Origin of the sequence: Archangium sp., assembly GCF_036388035.1 — a bacterium.
GTDB lineage: Bacteria > Myxococcota > Myxococcia > Myxococcales > Myxococcaceae > Archangium.
The window spans coordinates 1-12,936 of record NZ_DASVSO010000894.1 but is presented as its reverse complement, the minus strand read 5'-3'; the positions used below and the strand labels follow the sequence as shown (position 1 = coordinate 12,936).

The window sequence follows — 12,936 nt, the reverse complement described above, 5'->3', positions numbered from 1 at the left end:
TGCAAGAGCCACAAGGAGGCCCCCGCCGCCGAGCAGAAGGCCCCTGCTCCAGCGGCCGCCGCGGCCCCCACTCCCGCGGCTGGCAAAGCGAAGATCGGGCTCGTGCTGGGACTGGGAGGCCGGGGGGACCAGGCCTTCAATGACTCGGCGCTGCGCGGGCTGGAGCAGTGGGCCGCGGGCCTGAAGCACGAGGGGGGCGGCTACAAGCCGCTCACGCCCGAGGAGCGTCAGGCCTCGTTCGGGCCGGACCTGGAGGAGCGCGAGGCGCAGCTCGTCCCGCTCGACATCACCCCGGTCATCCTGCAGAGCCGCGTGGCCGAGGACTACGAGCCCAACCTGCAGCTCCTGGTGGACCAGGGGGTGTCGCTCTCGCTCGCGGTGGGCTTCATGCTGGAGGACGCGGTGGAGACGGTGGCCAGGCGCAACCCGGACATGCGCTTCCTCCTGGTGGACAGCCCTCTGCTGAATGCGAAGGGCGAGCCGTACACCCTGCCCAACGTGCGCACGGTGGTGTTCCGCGAGGAGGAGGGCTGCTTCCTCGTGGGAGCGCTGGCCGGGCTGGTGACGAAGGGGGGCAAGGTGGGCTTCGTGGGCGGCATGGAGATTCCGCTCGTGAAGCGCTTCGAGGCGGGCTTCCGGGCCGGCGTGGCCGCCACCCACCCCAAGGCCACGGTCATCTCCAACTACACCGGGAGCTTCACGAACTTCGCCCTCGGCAAGCAGGTGGGGCAGGACCTGCTGAGCAAGGGAACGGACGTCATCTTCGCGGCCGCCGGTGTGGACGGCCTGGGTGCCATCCAGGCGGTGAAGGAGGCGCGCGACGAGGGCAAGCCGGTCTACGTCATCGGCGTGGACTCGGATCCATCGCACCTGGCCCCGAAGGCGGTGCTGTCGGCGGTGGTGAAGCGGGTGGACCTGGTGGTCTACGAGGCGGTGCGTGACAGGCTCCAGGAGCGCTTCCAGGGCGGCAACGTGACGCTGGGCTTGAAGGAGGGCGGCATCGCCTACGCGCCCGTGCGCCTGGACTTCCCCGGCAAGCAGGATGCCCTGCGCAAGCTGGAGGAGCTGAAGGCGAAGATCATCTCGGGGGAGATCAAGGTGCCCACCCACCCCGACCCGTTGCGCTGAGTCGCAGGTAACCGATTCCCTCCATCCCCATGCGCCGCGAAGGCCAGGAGCCATGACATGAAGACGAAGCGCATCCAGCTGCTCGGCTACTGAACCCTCCCCGGCTGGAGACCCACCGGCCTCCCGGTCACGCTTGTCACCAACTTGTCCACTAACTGTACAGGTTGCGCGCGACCGAGCCCGACGGGTCCCCTGTCCTTGAAGACCCGCCAGCGGGCGAGAGATGGCGCGTCAATGAAAACCCCGCGCAAGCACGACAGGTGTGAGCCGACGCGGAAGGCCGCGCCGCCCACCACACCGGACGGACGCTACCTCGTGGTGAAGGGGTTGCTGTGGCGACGCTCCAACCCGGCGCTCGGTCCCCGGCAGCGCGCGCTCCTGGTGGAGGCGTTGATGCACGCGCGGCGTGACGTGGGGCGAGCCCTGCGCGCCAGCAATCCGCTCGCCGAGCGGGAGGCCCGCGCGCGGGTGCACAAGGCCAAGGTGGCGCTCGGCGAGCGGGGCGCCCCGTGGTGGACCGATGGGGCCCCGGACTTCAACCGCCACCGCGTCGAGAACACGCCCTACGCCGCATGGTTCCAGACAGTGTAGGGGACCCCCGAGACGAGGCGTCTGTCAGGCATTGCAACTCCTTGCCTCCCAGGTGGGCATTCTCGTGTCCCAGCGGACACCGTGACTGTCTGTCGAAGGAAATTGACAGACATTCGCGTTTACTCGCTGGGAGCCCCCCTTCAGCATCCCATGCATGCGAGTCAGGACTCACCTTTCGCGCGGGGGGCGCGAGTCAGGGCAGGCCGCGGTGGAGTCGGCCATCGTGCTGCCCCTCTTCGTGTTCCTCCTGCTCGGCATCCTCCAGCTGGGCCTGATGCACCAGGCGCGGCTGATGACGAAGTACTCGGCCTACAAGGCCGTCCGCGCCGGCTCGCTGCACCATGCGGACGTGGGGAAGATGCGGAGCGCGGCCCTGGCCGTGCTGCTGCCCCTGGTGAGTGAGGACCGCGGCGGCGGCGAGTACATCAAGTCCGTCACCAGCGCCTCCGACTTCAGCGCCAAGTGGAAATGGGACGGCGTGAAGACCAACAAGATGCCGGAGGCCCGCCTGCCGTACGTGGACGTCACCATCTGCGGCCCCCTGAGCGGGGACCTCCGCCCCAGCGACAAGGACGAGGTGAACTTCGACGACCCGGACTGGTCCGTCGCCTACGGCGAGTGGAAGAAGAGCGAGCTCACCAAGCTGCGCATCCAGGTGACGTTCAACTACCGGATGCCCATTCCCTTCGCCAACCAGGTCATCCACGCCGCCAGCCGCAATCGCGACCTGCCCTCGGTGCTCCGCATGAGCGACCCCAAGACGCGCCGCCCGGTGAAGAACGACGTCTACAACCAGCTCGCGGAGGACGGCCTCTACATCCTGCCCATCCGCGCCACCTACACCATGCGGATGCAGTCCAACCTCTTCCCGGGCATCAAACCCCTGCCCAAGAGCAACGCATGCGTCTTCGCCTTCTGAGGCCCTCCCGCCGTGGCGCACGCGGCCAGACCCTGGTGCTCGGCGCGCTCTCCTTCCTCGTGCTGGCGCTGATGGTGATGCTCAGCTTCAACCTCAGCCACGCGCTGCGCAGGAAGGTCAGCCTCCAGCAGCACAGCGATGTGCTCGCCTACTCCATGGCCGTGATGGAGGCGCGCGCGCTCAACTACTACGCCGTCAGCAACCGCTCCATCGCCGCCTCGTACGTGGCCATGAACAGCGTGCACGCGTACATGGCCGCCGCCAGCGTCACCGGCGAGATGATGCGGGCCGGGAGCACGAACTTCACTGTCATCATGGCCCAGGAGGCAATGCTGTGCGCGGCCTGCGAGGGGACGTGCGACCACTGTGTCCACGCCGCCCAGGCGAAGGCCATTGCCGCCAGGTACAAGAGCACGGGCCTTCAGTACGACAACAAGGTGCGGGGCCTGGAGGGACAATTCAACAACCTCCAGCGGGGCCTGGACCAGATGGTGGACGTCCTCCACGCCTCCCAGGCGCAGGTGCACCAGCGCACGCTGGAGGCCTTGCGCGACGGGCAGTCCCATGGACTGGGGCGGCTCGTGGAGATCAACGCCCCCGGGGCCAGCGCTCCCCCGCCGAAGGTGGGCACGCTCAACGCGAGGGAGTTCAACTGCGCGGTGGACGGCATGCCTTGCACCAACAGCGTGGCCAGTTCCACACCGAAGGCGCGCGCGCGGGTGATGACCGAGGTGGCCAACGCCAGCCGCCCCGACTGGCCCGCCAACCGCGGCATCAAGGGCTTCCCCACCCACCTCCACCAGCAGTTCCTCGAGGAGTTGGAGGACATTCCCGGTGGGGGCACGACCCTTCCCCAAAGACACCGGGGCACGGCCAAGGCGGCCCAGGCCGCCGACGAACTGCACGGTCCCGGGCAGGAGGCCGGCAACGAGGGCCTCGTCATCACCGCGGACGAGGAGGGCACCCTGTACAACCAATGGCAGGACGGCGTCTCGTGGACCTCGTACAAGTCCCAGGTGTGGAGTGACAGCAACGGTGGCGGGCACGAGCCGGGCGGTGCCCACCAGGGCCAGCACCGCTTCGAGGGTGTCAACTCGAAGGAACTCTCCGCCTGCTCGCGCAGCGGCAACTGCTTCATGAAGTTCCGCGCCAACGACGACGCCAAGCGAGACTGGGGCCAGTCGCGCGTCTACAGCTACCTCACCCGCTCGTTGCGCGGAGGAGACGCGGGCAAGTCCCCTCCTTGGGAGCTCAACGCCTCGGCCACCGTGAAGTTCCGCCACGGCGCGTCCACCGGCCAGCTCACCCTCGCCGCGGAGGAGGGGGCGGCGCTCTCCAAGGCGCTCGTCTACTACCACCGCTTCGGCGACAACGGCTGGCGCGAGGCCCCCAACCTCTTCAGCCCCTACTGGCGCGCCAAGCTGCACCCCCTCACCCAGGAGCAGGCGGTGGAGGTCCTCAAAGCCGCCGGGGCGCAGGACGCGGCCCGGCTCGTCCAGTCCTCCCCGGGGTTGTCGCTATGAGACGGGAACGCGCCCTTCGACAGGCCCCGCGCGGCGCCGCCGCGGTGGAGACGGCCCTGTGCATGCTCGTCATCGTCCCCGTCTTCCTCTACGCCCTCTTCCTGGACGACCTGCTGCGCTACTCGCTGGACGTGCAGGAGGCGACCGTCTCCACGGTGTGGGACTACACCGTGCAGGACTACTCGACCAAGGCGGACACCGCCACGGTGCAGCACCACGCGCGCCTGATGTTCTGCGACCACGAGTCCGGCAAGGGCCGCTACGACGCCAAGACCGCGGATGGCAAGGCCGCGGACTGCGAGGAGGAGAACCACCACAAGGACACGGCGGTGGCGGCACATGTGTGCTGGATCAACGACGAGGACAACGCCAAGCAGGTGACCTGCGAGGGCCCGGACGCCGAGGTGGGCAAGCTCGGGGCGGACAAGCTGTACACGGGCTATTCCAACCAGTTCAACCATGGCGGGCTCATCCACTGCTCGGCCCGGGCCGTGGTGGAGAACTACCTGCTGCCCAAGCGGTTCCTCCCCGAGTTCTCGGTCGACAAGAAGGGGGTGGACCTCACCAAGGAGCGGTGGAGCGGCGGCAGCTACCACGGCAACTCGAAGAAGGGCACCAGGAGCACCGCCTACTTCACCCAGGAGCAGCGGATGGCCATCCTCGTCGACACCTGGGCGCTGACGCAGGTGGCCGAAGTGCGACCGGGCAGGACGGACGATGATCTCTACCCACGAGTGGCCCACCTCTACAGGGACACGAACAACCCTGGCTTTCGCCAGGTGAACAGTGCCGCCGGCTCTTTCTTCTCGCAGGCCAAACAGTCGCTGCTCAACTCGAAGTTCCTGCCTCCCAGCGGAGGGGACGATCCGCGCAAGCCCAACCTCTCCATCAAGCCCCACATGAAGGAGACGCCGAGCGAAACCATCCGTCAGGAGAACAGCGACACGAAATACTTCAACACCGAGTGGCAGGACTGGGACCAGGATCGCAACCGCAAGACGTACGAGAAGCGCGGCGCGCACTACCTCGGCTGCAAGAAGCTGGAGGACTGCTGATGGAACAAGAGTCCCGGCCGGCGGTGCGTGTGCTGTCGCTGCTGTTCTCGGTGGTGGTTGTCGGAGGCCTCATCGGCTTTGGCTCGGAGCGGCTCACCTACGCGGAGCCCCTGGAGCCCTTGGACGCCCTGGAGCAGGCGCTCCCGGAGGAGGCAGCGCCCGCGCCCGCGAGGCGCACGGCCGAGGAGGAGGCCCTGCTGCGGCGAGCGCTGTCGCACTTCCCGCCCTACCCTCGCGGCGGCCGTCCGGAGGTGCTGGCGGCGGACTACCTGGGGCCCGGCGTGCCCATCGCCGTGGCGTGGTTCTCCACCGAGGACCCTCCGGAGCGCGTCCTGACCCACTACCGCGACACCCTGCTGGCCCAGGGGCTGCCCGTGCTCGGCGATCGCTCCGGGGAGAACGCCGGCTACGTGGGCTACTGGAGCCCGGCCACCGAGGAGGTGTACCTGGTGTCCGTCCTGGCCCAGGGCGGCGAGACGCTGGTGTTCGTGTCGTCGGGCCAGATGAAGCCGCTGCTCGAGGGACCCTCGAAGGTCCCCGAATGGATTCCCCTGCCCGCGGACGCCGAGGAGACCCTGGCGCTCACCTTCTTGATGGAGGGGAGCCTCCAGCACACGGTCTCCGGGCGGGTCCCGGAGGGCACGGTGCCGGAGGTGGCCGGGTTCTTCCGCCGCGCCTTCAGCGAGCGGGGGTGGAGCGTGGAGGAGCCGCGCCCGACGGAGGAAGCGATGGCGGAGTTGGAGGTGCGCCGCGGCGGCGTGCGCGGGCGGGTGATGCTGCGCCGCACGCTCCCGCGAGCGGAGGTGGACATCCATCTCTCGCTCACCGAACGACCAGAGCCGCCTCACGAGGCGGGGACGGAGGAAGCGAGCCGATGAAGGCACCAGCGAAGACCCGGATGAGGAGTCATCTCCAGAAGCGAGTCCACCGCGGACAGTCGATGGTGGAGTACGCCATCGTCACGGCGGCCTTCTTCGGCTTCACGGTGATGGGCTGGCCCTTTCTCACCCAGCTCCTCAATGCCTTGCACCGGTATTTCCAGTCCCTCTACTACGTCATCCAGTCGCCGGTCATCTGACGCAGCCCTCGTGGCGGTGGTGAGGCCCACGCGTTGAGCCGATGCTAGCGTGGGCCGGATGGACCTTCCGGCCCCAGGGAAGTGGCTCGTCTTCTTCGGCCTGCTGTTGGGCGCATGCGCCACCTCAGCGCCCGTCGTACGCGAGGATGACGAGACGCCCGAGCCCGTGTCCGCCTCATGGGAGGAGGCCCGTGCGGACCCGAGCTGCGTGGTGCCCCTGTGCCGACAGGAGCGCTGCGCCCTCTGGCGTTGTCAGGACGTAGCGGCGGTGGACGCCCACACCGTGTTGCTGGCGCAAGCCGTGGCTCCAACTCCGGCGCCGGTGTTCCGGTCTCCCCTGGTCCCCGCTCCCAGTCCGAGCCGCTGGTGGGGACTCCCTCTCGCCGCGCCGACTTACGCGGACCCCGTCTTCGAAATCCCCTGGCACAACTGGAAGGCCCGCGAGTTGGAGTCGCGCAGACTCTGGCGCCACCAGTGCCTCACCCCGCGTGAGCCCTACGAGAAGCATCACATCTTCCCGCAGCAAGACGAGCTGGCTCTGTGGTTCGACAGCAGGGGCATCGACATCCACGCCTTCACCATCCGCCTGCCCAGGAGCTTTCACCAATGGCTGCACAGTGGAGGGCCCAACGGTGGACAATGGAACGAGGCGTGGCGGCAATTCATGTACAAGAACCGCAGGAGGGCCACCACGGAGGACATCTGGCGGTTCGCGGGAGAGCTCATGATTCGGTTCGGAGTGAACGGCCCACTCGTGCCCTACCATTGTGATTGAGCGGTAAGACGGTGAGCACACGCATGCGATACTTCACCCCCCAGGAAGACCGGTCCGCCGGTTACACGGGTTTCGTCGACGCCGCGCCCAAGTGGGGACTTCCAGGCATCCGCAACTGCCCTGCCTGCAAGGCCACCTGGAGTGGCGGGGTCTCGTATCCCTCCGTGGATCTGACCCCGGTGGCCGCCCTGGCCAATTTCGAGAAGGCACGGGCCGAGCCCATCGAGGAGTATGAGCGGTTACGCGAGCTGGTACGTCCCCTGTTGCCTCCAGGTGCGCTGTTGGAACCCGGTACGACTTTTGGCCCCTCGGTCGGCAAGGCTCAAGGTCGCTTCGGGCCCTTCGTTCTGAACTATTTATGGGTGCTGATGGTGCAGCGCGAGGCCCTGGAGAAGCTCCAGGCCGAGGGTCTCCGGGGGCTCAAGGGCTGCCGCACCGAGCTGCGCTTCCGCCAGCGCAACGCGCCCGAGTTGCTCGAGTTGGAACTCTTCCCCGTGGGACGCCTGCACCCGGACTGCCTGCCTCCCGGCCACGAACCGCCCTGCCCTCGATGTGGCCGGCTTCGTGTCCAGCGGCCCGATGACTTCCTGCTGGACGCCCGCACGCTTCCCGGAGATCTGGACCTGTTCCAGTTGGCGGACTACTCCGTCATCATCTGCACCGAGCGCTTCGTCGACGCCTGCCAGCGCCTGGGATTGGATGGCATTGCCTTCCATCCCGTGCCTATCGCGTAGGCGCGGGAGGACCCCAGGCCGACGCGGGATCCTCCAGCGTGGCGCCGATGTGGCGCAGGACGCGCGAGGCGAGCACCGGGCCGATGAGGCGTGAGTCGAAGGTGCAGGTGAGGGTCATCAACTTGCCCGGCACGAGGGCGTCTCCCTCGACCACGGGCTCGTCCCGCACGGCCCCGGGCGCGAGGTAGAAAGCCACCCGGGTGTACGGCACCATGGCCAGATACGCCCGCTCCAGCCCGAGTGAGCCCACGTTGGAGATGGCCACGGAGCCGAACGGGTCTCTCGGCATGCCCACCCACGCGAGGTCCACGTTGAGCGTGTACCAGACGAAGGAGAGCAGCCGGAGGACGGTGTGCATCATGAAGCCGGGGACGAGCGAGGAGCGCCGCTTGCCGCGCTCGATGACGGCGTCCCGGCGGTGACGCACGCGCTGCACCCGCTCCTCCAGCGCGGCGGCGAGGCCCTGGAGCGAGAGCGCGTCCGCCTGCGGCACGGTGGCCGTGGTCAGGTCCACGCGGCCGAGGTGCTCGGGCTGCACCACGAGGACGCAGACGCCCACGCTCTTGCGCAGCCAGGGCCGGTTCCAGCGCAGCAGGACGTTGGCCTCCGGGTAGCGCCGCAGCGCATCCGCCGCGGCCTTCGCCACCAGGTGCGTCACCGTGAGGCGCTGGCCCGAGCCGGTGCGGAAGGCCTCCACGTACGCGAGCGCCCGCTCCATGCGCACCTCGAGCGTCGCGTAGGCGCTCGGGTCGCTCGGGGGCGTGTGCGCGCCGAGGGTGAGCCTCCGCCACAGGCTCGGCGGGGGCGCGGGGTGGAAGGGGGAGTTCACGGGCTCGCGAGTCCCTACCACCGCTCCACCGTGGAGCGGAACCGTCGCGTCCACCTCCCGACGCGTCCCTCACGCTCCGGTGGCGCGGGGACCCCCCGCCCGTCATAGATGCGACATGCGCACCCGCCTGCTCCTGCTGTCTTCCCTCGCCCTCCTCGCCGCCTGCTCCGGCTGCCGCAAGAGCCAGGCGAAGACCGCCCCCGACTGCCTCCTCGTCGAGGACGACTTCGGTCCCGACGGCACCGTGCCCATCACCGTCGACGTCGTCGCCCAGGGGCTCAACACCCCCTGGGGCATCGCGTGGCTCCCGGGCGGTGACGCCCTCGTCACCGAGCGCCCCGGCCGCATCCGCCTGCTGCGCAACGGCACGCTCCAGCCCGCCCCCGTCGCCACCGTGAAGATCACCGCCTCGGGAGAGAGCGGCCTGCTCGGCATCGCCGCTCATCCCGACTTCGCGAGCAACCGGCAGTTCTACATCTACGTGACCACCGACGTGGGCGGCTCGCGGCAGAACCGCGTGGAGCGTTGGCTCCTCGCCGAGGACCACGCCAGCGCCACCCTCGACCGCGTCATCTTCGGGGACATCCCCGCGGCCCAGTACCACGACGGTGGGCGCATCCGCTTCGGCCCGGATGGCATGCTCTACGTGGGCACGGGCGACGCGCGCGAGCCGAGCAACTCGCAGAACGTGGACACGCCCTCGGGCAAGCTGCTGCGGCTCACCCCGGACGGCGAGGTGCCCGCGGACAACCCCATCCCGGGCGAGGCCGCCTTCCTCCTCGGCGTGCGCAACGCCCAGGGCTTCGACTGGAAGGACCCGGACACGCTCTACTTCACCGACCACGGGCCCAGCGGCGACACGTTCCGCCGCGGTCACGACGAGGTCAATGTGGTGCACAAGGGGGACAACCTGGGCTGGCCCAACATCTATAGCTGCGAGTCCGGCGAGGGGCTCGTCACCCCGTCCCTCACCTGGAACGACGCGGCGCCCCCGGGCGGGGCCGCCATCTACACCGGCGACGCCATCCCCGAGTGGAAGGGCTCCCTGCTCGTCGGCACGCTCGGCTCGCGGCACCTGCACCGGGTGGTCTTCTCCCCGGAGAATCCCCGGCAGGTGACGCAACACGAGGTGTACCTGCGCAACACCTGGGGCCGCCTGCGGGAGACCATCATGGGCCCGGACGGGCACCTCTACGTCACCACCAGCAACTGCGACGGCCGGGGCGACTGCGGCGAGCGCCAGGACGTCATCCTGCGCATCCGCCGCTGAAAGCGGACGGGGCCGCGTGCCCACCCGCGAGCACGCGGCCCCCGGCGCTACCAGCTCACCGAGTCGACGTGCAGCGTGCCGGACCAGGCCGCGTCGGTGAAGAGCTCGAGGCCGAGCTGGGACAACGGCGTCGCCGCGTTCGCGGGCACCTGCACGGTGACGGTGTTCCAGGCATTCGTCTGCAGGGCCGTGGCACCCACCCATTTCCCCGTCCATTGCCAGTTCCCCGCGGCGCCCTGCTGGACGTAGGGCTGGACGCCCGAGATGCGGCTGCCCGACGGAACCCAGACCTTGAAGGACACCGTCCTGCCCGCAGGCACCGAGGGGTTGCCCACGGAAACCCGGGACATCCCGGACGCGGTGCCATTGAGCTTCACCGCCAGCGCATAGCTTCCGGCCCAGGCGCGCCCGGTGGTCGAGGACACGCTCGCCCCGAGCCCCGTGATGGCCCACCCCTGCGTGCCGCTCTCGAAGTTGAACGGCGCGGCGTCGGCGGTGCTGGGCGTGGGCGTGGGAGTCGGCGTGGGCGTGGGCGTCGGCCCGGGAGTCGGGGTAGGAGTCGGCGTCGGCGTCGGGCTCACGGTGCCCCCCCTGGGGATGGCCAGGCCACCGGCATTCAGGAAGGCGCCCGCGTGGTTCTTCATGAAGAGCTGGCCGTCCGAGTAGTAGTCGTTGGTGTACGAGCTCTGCTGGCCCTCGCCCCTGCCGAAGAGCAGCGCGATGACGCCGCTACTGGCGAACTTCTCTCGGTGCAGCGCCGCGACGTCCTTGGTGCCAACCTTGGGGCCGAAGAAGTACTCGGCGCGGTTGTCCTTGTAGCCCTCGCTCGGTCCGTTGCGGTTGGGCACGTTGCGGTGGTTGGAGTTGCCCAGGGGGATCTGCCACAGCACCCAACGCTTGCCCGAGGTCTTGTTCCACAGGCGCAGCCACTCGGCGTACCGGTTGAAGCTGCGGGAGGTGATGGGGGCCGAGTCGTCCGCGTCCCACCACCGGTCCTGAGTCTGCGTGAGCCTGTAGAAGTCCGCGTCGCGGTCGAGCGGATCCCCCACCAGCACGTCAAAGGTCGCTCCGGTGACGTTGGGCCCCAGGCCGAGCGGCTTGAGGAAGTTGTAGACCTTGTCGACCTCCGGCTGCAGCGGGTCCGTCAGCGAGAAGTGGGAGAGGTCCTTGCCACTGGCCCACCCGGAGATGTGGATGCCGAGGATGACGTTGTTGGCGCCCACCGCCTTGCGCAGCTGGAGGAAGGCGAGCCCCCACCCGGCCACCGTGTTGGGCAGCCCGGCCAGCTCCGGCATCCCCGTGGCCGCCACCGCCGCGTAGGCGTTGGGGTTGTTCTGCGACTGCTGCTGCAGGAAGCCGAAGCCATCCGCCTCCAGGAGGATGAGCACGGGCTTGTTGAACTCCTTGGCCTTCTGCATCAGCACCTTGAACTCGGAGAAGTAGGTGCGATTGGTGCTGGCGTTCTGCGTCTTGGCGTAGAACTGGGCCTCGCCCCCACCCGGCTCGTAGTGGAACAGGTAGTACTGGATGGCCGGGAGGAAGTTCTGGGCCGCGGACTCAGTCATGAACTGCAGGCCCCACGAGCCATCGGCGGCCGACCAGCCCCAGTTGTTGAGCCAGCCCTTGGTGAAGTAGCGGTAGCGCACGTCCCAGGGCACCTTGCTGTCCTTCATCCACGTCTGTCCGGTGTCCTCGAAGAGGCCCACCATCAGGCGCGAGGGCAGACCCGCGGGGATGGAGCCCGCGGGGGGCGTCACCACGGGCGCCTCCTGGGTCTCCAGGGAGTCCATGCCAGGATGCTCCGACGTCTCGGGACCGCAGGCCGCGACCGCCAGGAGAGCAAGCGATAAGAGGATGCGTTTCATGGTCCCCGGAACGAAGACCTCCCCCGTGCGTATCCCAGCCCCGTTTTCACGTGCCCGCCCGTTCGAACCCCGGACGTCCCCGGGTGGAGCTGGACGCCTTGGTTCGGGACCGAGGGGGCAGGACTTTTGGAGGGCGCTAATCTTTAGCAACCTCCCAAGCTGACTGGGAATTCATGACCGACCTGGAAGACACTCCTCGATGGGGACCTGCCAGGGATTGCGCTCATCCGCCTGCCTGCTCTCGAATCCGGGTGAGCACCTCGCGGGCCCGCTCGAAGGCAGGCCCCAGCGCCGCTACCACTTCTGTCTCCACGCTCCCTACACTCGCGGCCTTCTCCGCCTGGCGGCACAGCAGGCGAAGCTCCTCCAACCCCAGTGCGCCACAGCTCCCGGAGAGGGCATGAGCCTCGGCCTCCAGCCCAGCCACCGAGCCCTGCTCGGCCAGTGCGGACAGCCGGGAGAGCCGCTCGGGAGCGTTTTCGAGGAAGGTGTCGATGAGCTCCCGCATCAACCCGGGCTCCCCTGCCTGCTCCAGCGCGCGAAGGCTCTCCACCATGGTGAAATCAATGACTTGGGCTTGGCTCATGGCTTTCCATCCACCGGGACTAGAGGCAGAGGTTCTCTCCGGCACTCCCAATCCCTAACTTGTGCCAGCCTCATCGGGGAACCAAGAGGTGAGGGGTTGGGAGGGGGGGTTCATGGAAGTCCAATTCGATCAGGTGGGGGGTGCGCTCGTCGTCACCCCACACATCAAGCGGCTTGATGCTCAGGCCGCGGCCGGATTCCGCAGCGCGGTGTGTGATCGGGTAGGAGGCGCGCGGCTGGTGGTGGTCTCCCTGACCCAGGTCACCTTCATCGACAGCTCGGGGCTGGCGGCGCTCATCTCCGTGCTCAAGCGCGTGCCAGCCGGAGGCCAGTTGCGCCTGGCCCACCCCAACAGCGCGGTCCGCTCGCTGCTGACGCTGACCCGGCTCGAGAAGGTCCTCCCCAGCTACGACACCGTGGAACTCGCCCTGGCGGGCTGAACGCTTGGAGGGCCACCGTGCCAACTGAGACGAGCAGCACCTGGTACTTCACTCCCTACGAGAGCCGGACTCCTCCGGAGCCAGTTCCCTTCAGCGCCCGGCGCGAGCTGCTCTACCAGGTGCTGGCGGTCGCGGCCGTCGCGC

General features: G+C 68.6%; 14 protein-coding genes. 11 read left to right on the top strand and 3 right to left on the bottom strand.

The genetic code is table 11. The annotated features are described in order from the left end of the window. The 9 genes from VF697_RS36645 to VF697_RS36605 form a co-directional block, all read left to right on the top strand. A partial coding sequence (locus tag VF697_RS36645; protein ID WP_331102473.1) for a BMP family ABC transporter substrate-binding protein occupies positions 1-1,128 on the top strand: 1,128 nt, incomplete at its 5' end. A gap of 234 nt (positions 1,129-1,362) precedes the next feature. Beyond that, positions 1,363-1,719 carry a hypothetical protein gene (locus tag VF697_RS36640; RefSeq protein WP_331102471.1) on the top strand — a complete coding sequence of 119 codons (357 nt, stop codon included), beginning with the start codon at positions 1,363-1,365 and terminating at the stop codon, positions 1,717-1,719. A 223-nt stretch (positions 1,720-1,942) separates the two neighbouring features. Next, positions 1,943-2,638, top strand: coding sequence for a TadE/TadG family type IV pilus assembly protein (locus VF697_RS36635; protein ID WP_414641409.1), 696 nt, complete (start codon positions 1,943-1,945; stop codon positions 2,636-2,638). Further along, on the top strand, positions 2,620-4,161 hold the full coding sequence (locus tag VF697_RS36630; protein ID WP_331102467.1) for a hypothetical protein: 1,542 nt from the start codon (positions 2,620-2,622) through the stop codon (positions 4,159-4,161). The genes VF697_RS36635 and VF697_RS36630 overlap by 19 nt, the downstream gene beginning before the upstream one ends. Beyond that, positions 4,158-5,216, top strand: coding sequence for a hypothetical protein (locus VF697_RS36625; RefSeq protein ID WP_331102465.1), 1,059 nt, complete (start codon positions 4,158-4,160; stop codon positions 5,214-5,216). The genes VF697_RS36630 and VF697_RS36625 overlap by 4 nt, the downstream gene beginning before the upstream one ends. Then, the gene (locus VF697_RS36620) at positions 5,216-6,094 is read left to right on the top strand and encodes a hypothetical protein (RefSeq protein ID WP_331102463.1); all 879 of its coding nucleotides are present in this window, start codon (positions 5,216-5,218) and stop codon (positions 6,092-6,094) included. The genes VF697_RS36625 and VF697_RS36620 overlap by 1 nt, the downstream gene beginning before the upstream one ends. Positions 6,095-6,114: 20 nt before the next feature. Then, on the top strand, positions 6,115-6,294 hold the full coding sequence (locus VF697_RS36615; RefSeq protein ID WP_331102475.1) for a hypothetical protein: 180 nt from the start codon (positions 6,115-6,117) through the stop codon (positions 6,292-6,294). 58 nt (positions 6,295-6,352) lie between these two features. Next, entirely contained in the window at positions 6,353-7,069 is a 717-nt protein-coding gene (locus VF697_RS36610; protein ID WP_331102462.1) for a TIGR02269 family lipoprotein, read from the top strand. A gap of 23 nt (positions 7,070-7,092) precedes the next feature. Next, positions 7,093-7,803, top strand: coding sequence for a double-CXXCG motif protein (locus VF697_RS36605; protein WP_331102460.1), 711 nt, complete (start codon positions 7,093-7,095; stop codon positions 7,801-7,803). On the opposite strand, the gene VF697_RS36600 is transcribed toward VF697_RS36605, so the two are convergent. Next, positions 7,793-8,632, bottom strand: coding sequence for a 2-oxo acid dehydrogenase subunit E2 (locus VF697_RS36600; RefSeq protein ID WP_331102459.1), 840 nt, complete (start codon positions 8,630-8,632; stop codon positions 7,793-7,795). The two genes, VF697_RS36605 and VF697_RS36600, sit on opposite strands and share 11 nt — an antisense overlap. Positions 8,633-8,747: 115 nt before the next feature. Here VF697_RS36600 and VF697_RS36595 point away from each other — a divergent pair, with 115 nt between their 5' ends. After that, complete coding sequence (locus VF697_RS36595; protein WP_331102457.1) at positions 8,748-9,902, top strand: PQQ-dependent sugar dehydrogenase; 1,155 nt, start codon at positions 8,748-8,750, stop codon at positions 9,900-9,902. 47 nt (positions 9,903-9,949) lie between these two features. Here the strand turns inward: VF697_RS36595 and VF697_RS36590 are convergent, their stop codons facing one another. Together VF697_RS36590 and VF697_RS36585 are read right to left on the bottom strand one after the other, a co-directional pair. Further along, a complete protein-coding gene (locus VF697_RS36590) occupies positions 9,950-11,692 on the bottom strand; it encodes a hypothetical protein (protein ID WP_331102455.1) in 1,743 nt (580 codons plus the stop codon). 298 nt (positions 11,693-11,990) lie between these two features. Next, on the bottom strand, positions 11,991-12,353 hold the full coding sequence (locus tag VF697_RS36585) for an Hpt domain-containing protein (protein ID WP_331102453.1): 363 nt from the start codon (positions 12,351-12,353) through the stop codon (positions 11,991-11,993). Between the two features lie 112 nt (positions 12,354-12,465). Here VF697_RS36585 and VF697_RS36580 point away from each other — a divergent pair, with 112 nt between their 5' ends. Next, the gene (locus VF697_RS36580) at positions 12,466-12,792 is read left to right on the top strand and encodes an STAS domain-containing protein (RefSeq protein ID WP_331102452.1); all 327 of its coding nucleotides are present in this window, start codon (positions 12,466-12,468) and stop codon (positions 12,790-12,792) included. Positions 12,793-12,936: the final 144 nt, after the last annotated feature.